Origin of the sequence: Streptomyces sp. BoleA5, from assembly GCF_000373665.1 — a bacterium.
Taxonomy (GTDB): Bacteria; Actinomycetota; Actinomycetes; order Streptomycetales; family Streptomycetaceae; genus Actinacidiphila.
In genome coordinates, this window is the sequence record NZ_KB892116.1 from 42,117 (window position 1) to 56,824 (window position 14,708).

Sequence of the window (14,708 nt, forward strand, 5' to 3'; positions counted from 1 at the left end):
ACGCCCCGCAAACATTACGGGGCATCGTGGTGGGTAATGGCGCCGTTCGGTAAAAGCGGACGACGCGGGAAAGGTGTGGGCGGTGCGCCCGGTCCGAAGGCCCGGGACGCCGGTCTGTCAGCCCGCGAAACCAAGCCCGTGAACGCCGGCCCGTGAGGCTCAGCCCGTGAACGCCTCGACCAGGGTCCAGACGGCCAGGCCCGCCATGCAGACGCCGCCGACGCGCTGGATGGTCTTCAGCGGGACCTTCTTGGCGATGAACCGGCCCACCACCAGTGCGAGGGCGGAGACCGACATCAGTGCCGCGGCCGAGCCGATCGCGGTCGGCAGCCAGCCGTTGGTGGCGGCGAGGTTGGCGGTGGTGATCTGCGTGAGGTCGCCCCACTCGCTGATGAACACGGCGGTGAACGCGGTGGAGTACACCGGCCAGAACCCGGTCACGGTCCTGCCGGCCTCGTCGTGGTCGTCGTCGCCCCCGCCCCGCAGCAATACCACGGCGCCGAAGGCGAACAGGGCGGCGGAGACCAGTTTCACCGCCATGTTCGGCAGCATGCTGATCAGGCTGCCCGCGCCCACCGCGATGGCCACGTGCAGGATGAAGGCGGTCGAGGTGCCGAACCAGACGTAGAGCGGGCGCATGCGCGTGCCCATCGCCAGCGAGGCGAACATCGTCTTGTCCGGGAGTTCGGCGAGGAAGATCAGCCCGAAGGCGGTGACGAGCGCCAGGGGGTCGAAGGTCATTCCGGTGCTTTCTGCTGGGACCGGACCGTGGACTCGACGGCACCCAGAGGGCGACGGGAAGCGCCGACGGCCCGGCACGACGGAGCGGCCCGCACGGCGGTGCGGACCACGTCTTGCCTTGGCCGAAGGTCTCGTCCACCCCCGCACCCGGTGCGGCGGCCCGGTGGCCGGGACGTCCACGGACGTCCAGTGTGTCGACCAGCCGGTATTGCGGGACTACTCCCCTTCGCTTCACCCAGTGTACCCAACGCCCCGGTCGGCCCCGCCGCCCCGCTGCCCCGCCGCTGTGAGCGGCCCCGGACGGCGGACGCGTGGGCCCTTGTGCGACGCCCGCCCGTTCGGCCGGCGGCGCGGGATACTGGGCGCATGAAGCTGACGGTGTTCTGGGAACGGATGCGCGTGCACTTCGGCGAGACGTACGCCGACTCCTTCGCGCGCGACCACGTGATGTCCGAGCTCGGCGGCCGGACCGTCCACCAGGCACTGGACGAGGGCTGGGAGACCAAGGACGTCTGGCGGGCGGTGTGCGCGGCCGTCGACGTCCCGGCATCGCGCCGCTGAGCACGGGGGCGGGACTGAGGGCGTGACGGGCAGCGACGAGACGATAGCCGGGGCGACCGGGGCTCCGCGGTCCCCTGGGGAGCCCGGGGAACCGGGGCGCGGAACGGGTGCGGGAGAGGGTGCGGTGGGTTCGGGGATGCCGCGCTGGCTGCCGAGGGCGATGGTGCTGGCGATCGCGCTGCTGGCCGCCTTCCAACTGGCGAACTGGGCGTTCCACCAGGTCATCGGATTGCTGGTGAACATCCTGCTGGCCTTCTTCGCCGCCCTGGCGATCGAGCCGGCCGTGGACTGGATGGCCGCGCGCGGGATGCGCAGGGGCTGGGCGACCGGGCTGGTGTTCCTGATCGTGCTCGCCGCGGGCGGGATCTTCGTGGTGCTGCTCGGCTCGCTGCTGGTGGACCAGATCACCTCGATCGGCAGCAATCTGCCGGAGTACGTCGACGACGTGGTCGTGTGGGTCAACCAGACCTTCGGCACCGACCTGTCCGTCGGCAAGCTGCAGGAGAACGTGCTGCACTCCGACTGGCTGCGCACCTATGTGCAGCGGCAGGCGGGCAACGTGTGGGGGCTGTCGGCGACGGTCCTCGGCGGGGTCTTCCAGGTGCTGACGATCGGCCTGTTCACCTTCTACTTCGCCGCCGACGGGCCACGGATGCGCCGCGCCGTCTGCTCGGTGCTGCCGCCGGCCCGGCAGGCCGAGGTGCTGCGGGCGTGGGAGATCGCGGTCGCCAAGACCGGCGGCTACCTGTACTCGCGGGCCCTGATGGCGCTGATCTCCGCCGTCGCCCACTACGTGCTGTTCGTGGTCATCGGGGTGCCGTACGCGCCGGCGCTGGCGGTCTGGGTCGGTGTCGTCTCGCAGTTCGTGCCGACGGTCGGCACGTACCTGGCGGGGGCGCTGCCGATGCTGATCGCGTTCACGCAGGACCCGTGGGACGCGCTGTGGGTGCTGGGCTTCGTCGTGGTCTACCAGCAGTTCGAGAACTACGTGCTGCAGCCGCGGATCACCGCGCGCACCGTCGACATCCACCCCGCGGTGGCCTTCGGGTCGGTGATCGCCGGCACCGCGCTGCTGGGGGCGGTGGGCGCTCTGGTGGCGATCCCGGCGACGGCGACGCTGCAGGGCTTCCTCGGGGCGTACGTGAAGCGGTACGCCGTCACGGACCCGCGGGCGCACGGGCCGCAGCGGCGGCCGCTGTTCCGGTGGCGGTCGCGCGGGGCCGGCCGGGGCGGGCCGGTCACCGGTCCCGGGCCCGAGGGGGCTTCCCGGGACGCGCGGGACCGGCGGGACGACCGGGGCGTGGCGGACGACGGGGGCGCCTGAGGTTCGCGGGTCGCTTGACACAAAAATCGAACATCCATTCTCATGGATGTGCCGGGCCCGGTTTCCCAAGGGTTTTCACGGACTCCCATGGGTTGTCCACAGGCCGGGGGCGGCGTCGGGACGCGTTGTCAGTGGCAGGCAGTAGCGTCATGGACGTGAAGCGAACGACTCAGACACCCAGGGTGGAACCCATGGCAGGAACCGACCGCGACAAGGCGCTCGACGCCGCGCTCGCACAGATTGAACGGCAGTTCGGCAAGGGTGCCGTCATGCGCCTCGGCGATCGGCCGAACGAGCCCATCGAGGTCATCTCGACGGGATCCACCGCCCTGGACGTCGCCCTCGGCGTCGGCGGTCTCCCGCGCGGCCGCGTGGTGGAGGTCTACGGCCCGGAGTCCTCCGGCAAGACGACCCTGACCCTGCACGCGGTGGCCAACGCCCAGCGGGCCGGCGGCAAGGTCGCCTTCGTGGACGCCGAGCACGCCCTCGACCCCGACTACGCCAAGCGCCTCGGCGTGGACGTCGACTCCCTGCTGCTGTCCCAGCCGGACAACGGCGAGCAGGCCCTCGAGATCACCGACATGCTGATCCGCTCCGGCGCGCTGGACCTCATCGTGATCGACTCCGTGGCGGCCCTCGTGCCGCGGGCCGAGATCGAGGGTGAGATGGGTGACTCGCACGTGGGTCTGCAGGCCCGTCTGATGAGCCAGGCGCTGCGCAAGATCACCGGTGCGCTCCACCAGTCCAAGACCACCGCGATCTTCATCAACCAGCTCCGCGAGAAGGTCGGCGTGATGTTCGGCTCGCCGGAGACGACGACCGGTGGCCGCGCGCTGAAGTTCTACGCCTCCGTGCGGCTGGACATCCGCCGTATCGAGACCCTCAAGGACGGCACGGACGCGGTCGGCAACCGCACGCGCGTCAAGGTCGTCAAGAACAAGGTCGCGCCGCCCTTCAAGCAGGCCGAGTTCGACATCCTCTACGGCCAGGGCATCAGCCGTGAGGGCGGCCTGATCGACATGGGTGTGGACCACGGCTTCATCCGCAAGTCCGGCGCCTGGTACACCTACGAGGGCGACCAGCTCGGTCAGGGCAAGGAGAACGCGCGCAACTTCCTGCGCGACAACCCCGACCTCGCCGACGAGATCGAGAAGAAGATCAAGGAGAAGCTCGGCATCGGCGTCCGGCCGGAGGCCGCGGCTGACGAGGCCGGCGCCGACGCGACCGCTCCCGCCGCCGCAGCGGCCGACCCGGCCAAGGCCGACGCCGCGACCGTCCCGGCGCCCAAGGCCGTCAAGGCGCCCAAGGCCGCGGCCGCCAAGGCCTGACGGTGGCATCCCGGCGCAAGGATCGTGGCGACTCCTCCTCCCCCTCCTTGCCCGCCTTCGGGCAGGAGGGGGACAGGGCGGAGCAGGAACGCCCACTGGACCCGGTGGAGCAGGCGCGGGCGCTCTGTCTGCGCCTGCTCACCGGGACCCCCCGCACCCGAAAGCAGCTTGCCGACGCCATGCGCCGCCGGGACATCCCGGAGGAGGCGGCGGAGCAGGTGCTGGAACGGTTCGAGGACGTCGGGCTCATCGACGACCAGGCGTTCGCCGACGCCTGGGTCGAGTCCCGGCACCGCGGCCGGGGCCTCGCCCGGCGTGCCCTCGCGCAGGAACTGCGCACCCGGGGGGTGGACGCCGAGGCGATCGGCCACGCCGTGGGGCAGCTTGACGCGGAGCAGGAGGAGGAGACGGCCCGCGCCCTCGTCGATCGCAAGCTCAGGGCCACCCGCGGTCTCGAGAAGGAGAAGCGGATCCGCCGGCTCGCCGGGATGCTCGCCCGCAAGGGGTACGCGGAAGGGCTCGCCCTGAGGGTGGTCCGCCGCGCCCTGGAGGAGGAGGGCGAGGACCCGGAGTCGCTGGAGTACTACCTGCCCGACTGAACCTTCGCTGAGGTTCCTTGACCGTGCCTCTGAGTCGACTTAGCCTCACAACGGGTGAGGGATCGCGTCCTCAGAGATACGGGAGTTGGTGCCATGGGCATCGCGCTGGGGACCGAATCCGTTTTCACGGTCGCGGCCGTGGCCGTCACCGTGGTCGTCGCCGTCACCGCGGGCGTGCTGCTCCGACGGCTTCGCGCGGAACGCGAACAGCTCAGGGCTGCGGCCGAGCGTGAGGCCCGGGGGATCCGGGCCACCGCCAAGGAGGAAGTCCGCGAGATCCGGGCCGACTTGGAGCGGCGTGAGCAGCGGCTCGCCGACCGGGAGGCCCGTATCGACGCCGAGTCGGAGCAACTCCACCGGCGTCGCCGCGAACTGGCGGAGGAACGCGAGGAACTGGAGCGCCGCCGCGCCGAGCTCAACCGGCTGGAGGAGGAGCGGCGCGAGGTCCTGGAGCGCGTCGCCGCCTACACCGCCGCCGAGGCCCGTGCCGACCTCGTGCGCTCCGCGGAGCAGCAGGCCAAGCGCGAGGCGGCGGTGATCGCCCGCGACATCGAGCGGGCCGCCCGCGACCGCGGCGAGGAACGCGCCCGGCGGATCGTCGCCGGGGTCATCCAGCGCGTGGCCACCGAGCAGACGGCCGAGTCGGTGGTGTCGGTGCTGCAACTGCCCGGCGACGAGATGAAGGGCCGGATCATCGGCCGTGAGGGCCGCAACATCCGTGCCTTCGAGGCCGTCACCGGAGTCAACCTCATCATCGACGACACGCCCGAGGCGGTGCTGCTCTCCTGCTTCGACCCGGTGCGGCGCGAGGTCGCCCGGCTCGCCCTGGACGCACTCGTCACCGACGGCCGCATCCATCCGCACCGCATCGAGGAGGTCTACGAGCGCAAGCAGGCCGAGGTCGAGCAACTGTGCGTGCGCCACGGAGAGGACGCGCTCACCGAGATCGGCATCACCGACATGCACCCCGAACTGGTCACGCTGCTGGGGCGGTTGCGCTACCGCACCTCCTACGGCCAGAACGTGCTCGGCCATCTCCTGGAGTCCTCGCACATCGCGGGCATGATGGCCGCCGAGCTCGGCGTCGACCCGGCCGTGGCGAAGCGCGGCACCCTGCTGCACGACATCGGCAAGGCCCTCACCCACGAGGTCGAGGGCAGCCACGCCCTCATCGGCGCGGACCTGGCGCGACGGCACGGCGAGTCCGAGGACGTCGTCCACTCCATCGAGGCCCACCACAACGAGGTCGCCCCTCGTACCGTCGAGGCGGTCCTCACCCAGGCCGCCGACGGCATCTCCGGCGGGCGTCCCGGCGCCCGGCGCGAGTCCCTGGAGAGCTACGTCCGCCGGCTCAAGCGGCTGGAGCAGATCGCCGCCGCCCACACGGGCGTCTCCAAGGTCTTCGCCATGCAGGCCGGACGCGAGATCCGGGTCATGGTGCGCCCGGAGGACGTGGACGACATCCAGGCGCAGGTCATCGCCCGTGACGTCGCCAAGCAGGTCGAGGAGGAACTCACCTACCCCGGCCAGATCCGCGTCACCGTCGTCAGGGAGTCCCGGGCCACGGAGTTCGCCCGCTGAACGGACCGGCCCGCGACCCGGACCCCGGCCGGCCCGCGCCGGGGCCCGTCAGTGGGGGACGCGGTCCTGGACGGCGCTCGGGGGGCCGCCGCGGGCGAGGTCGGCGTAGGCGTAGAGCTCGGTCGGGCGGCAGCCGGTCATCACGGTCACCAGATGGCCGTCCGGGCGGATCAGCAGCACGCTGTGCGCCGTCGACCCGGGATAGGCCTCGGTGACGAGCAGTTCCGCCCGGGTGGGCAGGGCCGCCACCGCCTTGGCCAGCCGGGGCATCAGGCCCGCGGTGAGCCAGTGCCGGCTCTCCCACACCCCGGTGCCCGGCGCGACAAGGACGACCAGCAGGTCACGCCCGAGCCGCTCGTACAGGTGCGCACGGGAGCCGTCGAGCGCCGTGACCGGGACGTCGACGACCGCGCCGCCCGGGGGAGTGGCGCAGGATCCCAGCAGCGGCGACGGCGCGGCCGCGGCCGCCGAGGAGGCCGAGGCGGCGGCGCCCGCTCCGCGGGGGGCGGGCAGCGCGAGCGGTGAGCGGGCGTAGACCGGCGGGGCGCCGAGCGCGCCCCGGCCGAGGTGGCCGTCGGTGAGCAGCTCGGCGTACCGCCGGGCGGAGCCGGACAGCACGGAGCGCCGCACCGTGTGCCAGACACCGCTCGTCCGCAGCAGCGGCAGGACCTGGTCGGTGGCCCGCAGCCGGGCGCCCACCGCGCCGCGCCGTTCGGCCTGGTAGCTGTCGAGCAGGGTGTCCGACGCCCCGTGGTGCCAGGCCAGGGAGAGCTTCCAGGCGAGGTTGTCGGCGTCGCGCAGGCCCTCCTCCAGGCCCTGCGCGCCCAGCGCGCCCATGAGGTGCGCCGCGTCGCCGGCCAGGAAGACGCGTCCGGCGCGCCAGCGCCGGGCCAGGCGCTGGTGCACCGGGTACTCGGCGGAGCCCAGCAGCTCGTACGGAGGAACGCTTCCGCACCAGGCCGTCAGGGTGCCGCGGACGCGCGAGACGAGCTCGTCGGAGGTGAGCGGTTCTCCGCGGGCCGGCAGCAGCCAGTCCAGCCGCCACACCCCGTCCGGCAGCGGACGGGCCGTCACCTCGGGTCCCGCGCCCGGCCCCGGCGGCTCACGGTGCAGCAGCGCCACGCCCTCGTCGGGCAGCGCGACCCGCAGGGCGGCCACGGCGTGCCGGTCGACGGCCGTACGGCCGGGGAACCGCACGCCCAGCAGCTTGCGCACGGTGGAGCGCGGGCCGTCGCAGCCGATCAGGTAACTGCCGCGCCACCAGGTGGCGTTGGCGCCCTTGGTGCGGACGCTGACACCGCGCTCGTCCTGCTCGACCGCTTCGATGCGGGCGCCCGGCACGATCCGCGCCAGTGCCTGTTCGGCGAGCGCCCCGCGTAGCCCGCGCTCCAGGCGCTCCTGCCCGATGTGCAGGGGGGAGGGGCCCTGCCCACCGGAGGCTGGGTCGCCGAACTCCACCCGGACGGTCTCCTGCCGGCGGCGCAGCGTCCGCCACGCGTCCCAGGTCGCGCCGGACTCGTACAGCCGGCGGTGGCCGAGCCGGACCAGCAGTCCGGCGGTCTCCGGGCTCAGTACGGCCGTGCGCTCCGGGGAGAGTGCGGGCGGGTGGTCGTGCTCGTCGAGGACGATGCTCGGCACGTCGTGCCGGGCCAGGCAGAGCGCGAGGGCGAGCCCGACCGGACCCGCCCCCGCGATGATCACCGGGTCCACGGCAGGGTCCCGGGAAGTTGTGCAGTCACATTGCGTATGCAACCTACTGCGCGTGCGTGCGTCAAGTGACCACACCTGCCGCGCGGTGGTACGCCTGGCGCACCGTCACTCCGCCGCGGCCTCCACCGCCTTGATGTCACCGGACTTCGGCGGCGCGCCCTTGCGGCTGCGCCGTCCGCGCCGCTCGATCCAGTTGGCCAGCGAGCTGAGCGCCAGGCACATCAGGATGTAGATCGGCGCCACGATGATGATCATCGGGATGAAGGGGAAGCCCGCGCTGTTCTTGGCGATGAGGTTGCCGATGTAGAGCAGCTCCTCGTAGGTGATGATGTAGCCGAGCGAGGTGTCCTTCAGGGTGACCACCAGCTGGCTGATGATCGACGGCAGCATGGCCCGGACCGCCTGCGGGATCAGTACGAAGACCATGACCTGCGTCTTGCGCAGGCCGATCGCGTACGCGGCCTCGCGCTGCCCCTTGGGTACGGCGTTGATGCCGGCCCGGAAGATCTCGGCCTGCACCGAGCCGTTGTAGAGGGTGAGGCCGATCACCAGCGCCCACAGCGGGGCGGCGGTAAAGAGGCCCACGTACAGCGCGAAGATCATGATGAGCAGCGGCATCGCGCGGAAGAACTCCACGACGACGGTCGCCACCCACCGCACCGGGGCGTGGTCCGACAGCCGGCCGGCCGCCAGCGCCGCGCCCAGCACCAGCGAGAAGACCGCGGCGAGCGCGAAGGCCTTCAGCGTGGAGACCAGACCGTCGACAAGGCGCTGCTGGATGTCGGTGTACTGGAAGGGCTCCCAGAGGTACGAGGCGAACTGCCCCGACTCGTCGAGCCGCCGGTAGACGAACCACAGCAGGGCGAGGATCGCCAGGGCGGCGACCGCGCCGACGACCCGGTTGCGGATCCTGGCCCGGGGGCCGGGGGCGTCGAAGAGGACGTTCGTGCTCATCGGGCCACCGCCAGCCGGTTCTCGAGCAGTCGGAAGACCGCGCTGATGAGGAGGGTGAGGACCAGGTAGGCGATCGCCACCCAGATGAAGGTCGCGAAGACGCTGTAGCCCTTCTCACCGAGCGCCTTCTGCACGCTGAACAGCTCGGTGACGCTGAAGGCACCGGCGATCGCGGAGTTCTTGGTGAGCGCGATCAGCAGGCTGCCGATGGGCGGCAGCACGGTCCGGGTGGCCTGCGGCAGGATGATCAGCCGCAGGGTCTGGGTGAAGGTCATCCCGAGGCTGCGGGCGGCCTCGGCCTGCCCGAGCGGGACGGTGTTGATGCCCGAGCGCACGGCCTCGCAGATGAAGGCCGAGGTGTAGCAGCTCAGGGCGAGCACCGCGAGCCGGAAGTAGCTCCAGGTGTTCAGCCCCAGCCGGGGCAGCACCAGCACCGCGATGAAGAAGAGCAGGGTCAGCGGGGTGTTGCGCAGCAGGGTCACCCACGCCGCGCCGAAGGCGCGCAGGGGCGGCACCGGGGACACCCGGAAGGCGGCCATGATCACCCCGAGCACCAGGGCCATCGCCCCGCTGAGCGCGGTCAGCTCGACCGTGCCGAGGAACCCCTCGCGGAAGAGCGCGAAGTTGTCCAGCAGTACGTTCATCGATTCTCCGAAGGGGGTGCGCCGACGGCCGCTCCTGGCCGCCGGCGCATCAGGCTCGGGCTGTGCCGGTGAGGGAGGACGGGACCCGGGTCAGGCCGGGTTCCGCCCGCTTCAGGACTGGAGCTGCGGGATCTCGGCGCTCACGCCGGACTTGCCGAGCGTGGCGTCGTACGCCTTCTTCCAGTCGCCGTTGTCCTCGTGGTTCTTCAGCGCGTTGGTGATCGCCTGCTGCAGGACCTTGTCGTCCTTGAGCAGGCCCACGCCGTAGGCCTCCTCGGAGAACGGCTTGCCGAGGACCTCGAGGTTGGCCGGGTCCTGGGCCGCGTAACCCTTGAGGATGGCGTCGTCGGTGGTCACCGCGTCGACCTGGCCCGAGGCCAGGTTCTGCACGCACAGCGAGTAGGAGTCGTACTCGACGGGCTCGGCGCCGTAGTTGCCCTCCTTGATGCGCTGGATGGAGGTCGAGCCGGTCGCGGAGCAGACCTTCTTGCCCTTGAGGTCGCTCGTGCTCTTGATGCCGCTGCCCTTCTTGACCAGCAGGTCCTGGCCCGCGACGAAGTACGGGCCGGCGAAGGAGACGGACTTCTTGCGCTCGTCGTTGATGGTGTACGTGCCGACGTAGTAGTCGACCTGGCCCCCGGAGAGGGCGGTCTCGCGGTTGGCCGACTGGATCGTCTTGTACTCGATCTTGCTCTCGTCGAAGCCGAGGTCGGCGGCGATCATCTTGGCGATCTCGATGTCGAAGCCGGAGTACTTCTTGCTGCCGGGGTCCTGGTAACCCAGGTTCGGCTGGTCGGCCTTGACGCCGATGACGAGCTTGCCGTTCTTTTTGATCCGGTCCCAGGTCTTGGAGCCGGCCAGGTCCACACCGGTCTTGACGGTGTAGGTGGGCAGTTCGGCGGCGGCCGCGCTGCTGGAGCCCTTGCCGGGGGTGCTCGAGGAGGAGGGCGAGCCCTCCTTGCCGCACGCGGTGGCGGTGGCGGTCAGCGCCAGGACGGCCAGAGCGGCGGCGGCAGTGGTACGGAAGCTCATCGTGATCATCCTTAGGTCGGCGAACCGTCGGTGTCGCTCTCAGTGGTGAAGGATCTTCGAAAGGAAGTCCTTGGCCCGGTCGCTCCGGGGATTGCTGAAGAACTGGTCGGGCGTCGCCTGCTCGACGATCCGCCCGTCCGCCATGAAGACGACGCGGTTCGCGGCGGACCGGGCGAAGCCCATCTCATGGGTGACGACAACCATCGTCATCCCGTCGCGTGCGAGCTGCTGCATGACCTCCAGCACCTCGTTGATCATTTCCGGGTCGAGCGCCGAGGTCGGCTCGTCGAAGAGCATGACCTTCGGCTCCATCGCCAGCGCCCGGGCGATCGCCACGCGCTGCTGCTGGCCTCCGGAGAGCTGTGCCGGGTACTTGTCCGCCTGGCTGCCCACGCCCACCCGGTCCAGCAGGGTGCGGGCGCGGTCCTCGGCGGCCTTCTTGCCGGCCTTGCGCACCTTGACCTGGCCGAGCGTGACGTTCTCCAGGACCGTCTTGTGCGCGAAGAGGTTGAAGGACTGGAAGACCATGCCGACGTCGGCGCGCAGCCGGGCCAGCTCCCTGCCCTCCTGGGGCAGCGGCTTCCCGTCGATCGTGATCAGCCCCGAGTCGATCGTCTCCAGGCGGTTGACGGCCCGGCACAGGGTCGACTTGCCCGACCCCGAGGGGCCGATGACGACCACGACCTCGCCGCGGCCGATGCTGAGGTTGATGTCCTGGAGCACGTGCAGAGCGCCGAAGTGCTTGTTCACGTCCTTCAGTACGACCAGGTCGTCGGCCGCCGGAACGGCGTCCTCGGGCACCGGGACTTCGGTCATCGGCGTGTGCTCCATCCTCGTCGGTTGACCAGACCTCGGCGATCACCCTATTGACGCCCGGCGAACGGAGTCAGCACATCTGAGGGGAACTTGAGCATTACGATCCGGTCACTGGCTGGCACAAATCCGGCACTGTGGGTGAGCCCGGCCGGTTGTGCAGCGTACCGGCTCCGTAACAGTCGCCACGCGGGCCCGGGCTGCGCTTGACGCGCACGTGGCCGATCGGCGTGTATTCGGTGGTAGAGCATGATTGCGGGAGCGTGAAGGACCGGGCCGCGGGAGGTGAACGGATGAGACTGCTGCTCGTGGAGGACGACCACCGGGTCGCCGCCGCGCTGGCGGCCGTGCTGGCCAAGCACGGACTGCAGGTCATCCATGCCCGCAGCGGCGAGGAGGCGCTGCACGCGCTGCTGCCCGACCACGGTCCCGGTTTCGACGTGGTCCTGCTCGACCTCGGCCTGCCCGACCAGGACGGCTTCGAGGTGTGCAGCCGCATCCGGCTGCGTACCGCCATTCCCGTGATCATGGTGACCGCCCGCGCCGACGTTCGGTCGCGCATCCACGGACTCAACCTCGGCGCCGACGACTACGTGGTGAAGCCGTACGACACCGGTGAGTTGCTCGCCCGCATCCACGCCGTCTGCCGCCGCAAGGCGCAGGAGGCGTCGACGGGGCCCGAGGCGGAGGGTGCGCCGGCCCCGGACGTCATCGGGCTCGGCCCGGTCCGGGTGGAGATGGCCACCCGCAAGGTCACCGTCGGCGACGAGCCGGTCGCGCTGACCCGCAAGGAGTTCGACCTGCTCGCGATGCTGGCGCAGCGGCCCGGAGTGGTCTTCCGTCGTGAGCAGATCATCAGCGAGGTGTGGCGGACGAGTTGGGAGGGGACCGGGCGCACCCTCGAGGTGCATGTGGCGTCCCTGCGCTCCAAGCTGCGCCTGCCCTCCCTGATCGAGACCGTGCGCGGGGTCGGCTACCGCCTCGTCGTGCCCTCCGGCTAGGGGGCCGTTCTTCCGTGCATGCCCGGCTGCTGCCGCTGCTCATCGTGCTGATGGCCGGTGTGCTGCTGGCGCTCGGCTTCCCGCTCGCCGCCAGCCTGGCCGCCACCCAGCAGCAGCGGGTCGTCGTGGACCGCATCGACGACACCGCCCGCTTCGCCGCGCTCGCGCAGTACGTCAGCACCGACGGCGGGGGCGAACGGGAGAGCACGCTGCGGACGGAGCTGCTGCAGTACCAGGAGGTCTACGGCATCAGGGCCGGCGTCTTCGACCGCGACGGCAAGCCGATCGCCTCGGCCCCGGCCGGCTGGACGCTGCCCACCGGCGGCGAGGCCTTCACCGCGTACAGCGAGGCCCTCGCCGGGCGGCGCAGCCACGACCCCACGCAGATCTGGCCCTGGCAGCACCGCTCCCTGCCGGTCGCCTCCCCGGTCGTCCGGGACGGCGACGTGGTCGCGGTGGTGCTGACCGACTCGCCGACCGGTGCCATGCGCTCGCGCATCCTGCGCGGCTGGCTGCTGCTCGCGGCCGGTGAACTGGCGGCCATGATCGTGGCCGTCATGGCCGCCTTCCGGCTCACCGGCTGGGTGCTGCGCCCGGTCCGGGTGCTGGACCGGGTCACCCACGACATCGCCACCGGCCGGATGAAGTCCCGCGTGGCCGTCTCCGGGGGTCCGCCGGAACTGCGCCGCCTGGCCCGCTCGTTCAACGAGATGGCCGACAACGTCGAGGAGGTCCTCGACCAGCAGCGGGCCTTCGTCGCCGACGCCTCCCACCAGTTGCGCAACCCGCTGTCCGCGCTGCTGCTGAGGATCGAGCTGCTGGGCCTGGAACTGCCCGACGGGCACGAGGAGATCGCCTCGGTGCAGGAGGAGGGCAAGCGGCTGGCCTCGGTGCTGGACGATCTGCTGGGCCTCGCCACCGCCGAGCACGCGGAGGCCGACCTCGCCCTCACCGACATCGCCGCCCTCGCCGCGGAACGCGTCGAGGCGTGGCGGCCGGTCGCCGAGCGCGACGGCGTCGAACTCGGCTACGGCGGCGCCGCCGCGGTGACCGGCTGGGCCGATCCGGTGGCGCTGTCCAGCGCCCTCGACGCCGTGATCGACAACGCCGTGAAGTTCACGCCGGGCGGTGGGCGCGTACTGGTCACCACCGAACCGCGGGGAGGCCCCGGAGCCGTCGACGTGATCGTGGCCGACGGCGGCCCGGGGCTCACGGGGGACGAACTGGCCCGCATCGGCGACCGCTTCTGGCGCAGCCCGCGCCATCAGAACGTCGACGGCTCGGGTCTGGGCCTGTCCATCGCGCGGGTGCTGCTGGCCCAGGGCGGCGGCGCCATCGCGTTCGCCCCGAACGAGCCCCACGGACTGCGGGTCACCCTGACGGTGCCGCGAACGGCTCCCTGAGCCCGGGGCCGGCCTGGCGGGCCAGCGGGTTGGAACCGATCGAGTTGTGGATGCTGAAGTTGACCGCGTCCGAGCGGTAGCGGTCGTCCGACCACTCCACCGGGCGGCCCTTCTGCGTCGTGGTCACCCGGCGTACCCGCAGCAGCGGGCTGCCGCGCCGCACGCCCAGCAGTTCGCTGTCCCGGGTGCCGGCCGAGACGGCGTCGATCAGGTGCTCCCCGTAGGCGAAGACCAGGCCCATGTCGTCGTACAGCCGCTGGGTGACGGACTCGCAGTCCGGCTCTATGCGCAGCACCGCGGGGGCGATCCAGTCGGCGTAGACCGTGCGCTCCACCAGGACGCACTCACCGTCGAGACCGCGTACCCGCAGTACGTACAGCACGTCCGTGCCCGTGCGCAGGTGCAGGCGCGTGGCGTCCTCCGCGGTGGCCGGCCGGGTCTCGGCGCGGACCACGGTGCCTGAGGCGGCACGGCCCATGGCCCGAGCCCACTGGGCGAAGCTGCGCAGTTCCGCGAAGCTCTGACTGCGCCGGCTGGCGAGCACGACACGGCGGGCGCCCTGGCGGGAGCCGATCAGTCCCTCCACGGTCAGCGCGGCGACGGCCTGGCGCACGGTCCCGCGGGAGACGCCGTACCGGGCGGCCAGTTCCGTCTCCGGGGGGAGCAGGGCACCGACCGTGTACTCCTCGTCGTCGATGGCCCGCCGGAGCTCCTCGGCGATCTCCTCGTGCCGTGCCGCCACTGCGCCCCCTTCCGTTCATGCACCGTCTGCGCACAACACCGCTCAGCGTAGACGAGCTTGGCGTGGATCGCGCGCAGGGGTTCACGGCTTCCCGGGCCTGTCACCAGGCCCTTGGCCGAAAAGGGACGACTGCCCTCTCCAGGCTTGCAGAGGTTTTCCCGCCGTTTACGGAAAGGCCATTGACGCCCGGCCTACTGAAGGCCAACTTGTTCGGACAAGTTGAAGCGCTCCCCGACCTCTTTGCCCTTCAGGACCCGACTTCCCCTCCAGGAGAC

Annotated in this window: 13 protein-coding genes and 1 pseudogene; 7 read left to right on the top strand and 7 right to left on the bottom strand. The window is 71.4% G+C overall.

Going from position 1 to position 14,708, the window contains the following annotated elements:
- Positions 1-159: 159 nt before the first annotated feature.
- Positions 160-741 (bottom strand): TMEM165/GDT1 family protein, encoded by a 582-nt coding sequence (locus B085_RS0127330; RefSeq protein WP_018561796.1) that lies wholly within the window; start codon positions 739-741, stop codon positions 160-162.
- 366 nt (positions 742-1,107) lie between these two features.
- Between B085_RS0127330 and B085_RS0127335 the strand changes: the two genes are divergently transcribed.
- The 5 genes and pseudogenes from B085_RS0127335 to rny all read left to right on the top strand — a co-directional run bounded on the left by B085_RS0127335 (position 1,108) and on the right by rny (position 6,134).
- Positions 1,108-1,302 carry a DUF3046 domain-containing protein gene (locus B085_RS0127335; protein WP_018561797.1) on the top strand — a complete coding sequence of 65 codons (195 nt, stop codon included), beginning with the start codon at positions 1,108-1,110 and terminating at the stop codon, positions 1,300-1,302.
- 136 nt (positions 1,303-1,438) lie between these two features.
- Positions 1,439-2,626: an AI-2E family transporter gene (locus B085_RS43940; RefSeq protein WP_018561798.1), complete on the top strand. Its 1,188-nt coding sequence runs from the start codon at positions 1,439-1,441 to the stop codon at positions 2,624-2,626.
- A 191-nt stretch (positions 2,627-2,817) separates the two neighbouring features.
- Positions 2,818-3,954, top strand: a complete 1,137-nt coding sequence (gene recA, locus B085_RS0127345; protein WP_018561799.1) for a recombinase RecA — start codon at positions 2,818-2,820, stop codon at positions 3,952-3,954.
- Positions 3,915-4,553, top strand: a pseudogene (gene recX / locus B085_RS0127350) (recombination regulator RecX); the annotation flags it as partial. The gene recA and the pseudogene recX, both read left to right, overlap by 40 nt.
- A 93-nt stretch (positions 4,554-4,646) precedes the next feature.
- Positions 4,647-6,134: a ribonuclease Y gene (rny, locus tag B085_RS0127355; protein WP_018561801.1), complete on the top strand. Its 1,488-nt coding sequence runs from the start codon at positions 4,647-4,649 to the stop codon at positions 6,132-6,134.
- Between the two features lie 48 nt (positions 6,135-6,182).
- Here rny and B085_RS0127360 read toward each other — a convergent pair whose 3' ends face one another.
- The 5 genes from B085_RS0127360 to B085_RS0127380 all read right to left on the bottom strand — a co-directional run bounded on the left by B085_RS0127360 (position 6,183) and on the right by B085_RS0127380 (position 11,290).
- A complete protein-coding gene (locus B085_RS0127360) occupies positions 6,183-7,844 on the bottom strand; it encodes an FAD-dependent monooxygenase (protein WP_018561802.1) in 1,662 nt (553 codons plus the stop codon).
- Between the two features lie 105 nt (positions 7,845-7,949).
- A complete protein-coding gene (locus B085_RS0127365) occupies positions 7,950-8,798 on the bottom strand; it encodes an amino acid ABC transporter permease (RefSeq protein ID WP_018561803.1) in 849 nt (282 codons plus the stop codon).
- Positions 8,795-9,442, bottom strand: coding sequence for an amino acid ABC transporter permease (locus B085_RS0127370; RefSeq protein ID WP_018561804.1), 648 nt, complete (start codon positions 9,440-9,442; stop codon positions 8,795-8,797). Before B085_RS0127370 ends, B085_RS0127365 begins: the two co-directional genes overlap by 4 nt.
- A 111-nt stretch (positions 9,443-9,553) precedes the next feature.
- Positions 9,554-10,474, bottom strand: coding sequence for a glutamate ABC transporter substrate-binding protein (locus tag B085_RS0127375; protein WP_018561805.1), 921 nt, complete (start codon positions 10,472-10,474; stop codon positions 9,554-9,556).
- Between the two features lie 39 nt (positions 10,475-10,513).
- Positions 10,514-11,290, bottom strand: coding sequence for an amino acid ABC transporter ATP-binding protein (locus B085_RS0127380; protein WP_018561806.1), 777 nt, complete (start codon positions 11,288-11,290; stop codon positions 10,514-10,516).
- Positions 11,291-11,580: 290 nt separating this feature from the next.
- Here B085_RS0127380 and B085_RS0127385 point away from each other — a divergent pair, with 290 nt between their 5' ends.
- Together B085_RS0127385 and B085_RS0127390 are read left to right on the top strand one after the other, a co-directional pair.
- The gene (locus B085_RS0127385; RefSeq protein ID WP_018561807.1) at positions 11,581-12,288 is read left to right on the top strand and encodes a response regulator transcription factor; all 708 of its coding nucleotides are present in this window, start codon (positions 11,581-11,583) and stop codon (positions 12,286-12,288) included.
- A gap of 14 nt (positions 12,289-12,302) precedes the next feature.
- Positions 12,303-13,691, top strand: coding sequence for a sensor histidine kinase (locus B085_RS0127390; RefSeq protein ID WP_018561808.1), 1,389 nt, complete (start codon positions 12,303-12,305; stop codon positions 13,689-13,691).
- Here the strand turns inward: B085_RS0127390 and B085_RS0127395 are convergent.
- Entirely contained in the window at positions 13,660-14,433 is a 774-nt protein-coding gene (locus tag B085_RS0127395) for a GntR family transcriptional regulator (RefSeq protein WP_018561809.1), read from the bottom strand. The two genes, B085_RS0127390 and B085_RS0127395, sit on opposite strands and share 32 nt — an antisense overlap.
- Positions 14,434-14,708: the final 275 nt, after the last annotated feature.

Bases quoted from the DNA above. Each gene is read 5' to 3' on its own strand.
- B085_RS0127330 (WP_018561796.1), bottom strand. From the start codon at position 741: ATGACCTTCGACCCCCTGGCGCTCGTCACCGCCTTCGGGCTGATCTTC.
- B085_RS0127335 (WP_018561797.1), top strand. From the start codon at position 1,108: ATGAAGCTGACGGTGTTCTGGGAACGGATGCGCGTGCACTTCGGCGAG.
- B085_RS43940 (WP_018561798.1), top strand. From the start codon at position 1,439: ATGCCGCGCTGGCTGCCGAGGGCGATGGTGCTGGCGATCGCGCTGCTG.
- recA (WP_018561799.1), top strand. From the start codon at position 2,818: ATGGCAGGAACCGACCGCGACAAGGCGCTCGACGCCGCGCTCGCACAG.
- rny (WP_018561801.1), top strand. From the start codon at position 4,647: ATGGGCATCGCGCTGGGGACCGAATCCGTTTTCACGGTCGCGGCCGTG.
- B085_RS0127365 (WP_018561803.1), bottom strand. From the start codon at position 8,798: ATGAGCACGAACGTCCTCTTCGACGCCCCCGGCCCCCGGGCCAGGATC.
- B085_RS0127370 (WP_018561804.1), bottom strand. From the start codon at position 9,442: ATGAACGTACTGCTGGACAACTTCGCGCTCTTCCGCGAGGGGTTCCTC.
- B085_RS0127375 (WP_018561805.1), bottom strand. From the start codon at position 10,474: ATGAGCTTCCGTACCACTGCCGCCGCCGCTCTGGCCGTCCTGGCGCTG.
- B085_RS0127380 (WP_018561806.1), bottom strand. From the start codon at position 11,290: ATGACCGAAGTCCCGGTGCCCGAGGACGCCGTTCCGGCGGCCGACGAC.
- B085_RS0127385 (WP_018561807.1), top strand. From the start codon at position 11,581: ATGAGACTGCTGCTCGTGGAGGACGACCACCGGGTCGCCGCCGCGCTG.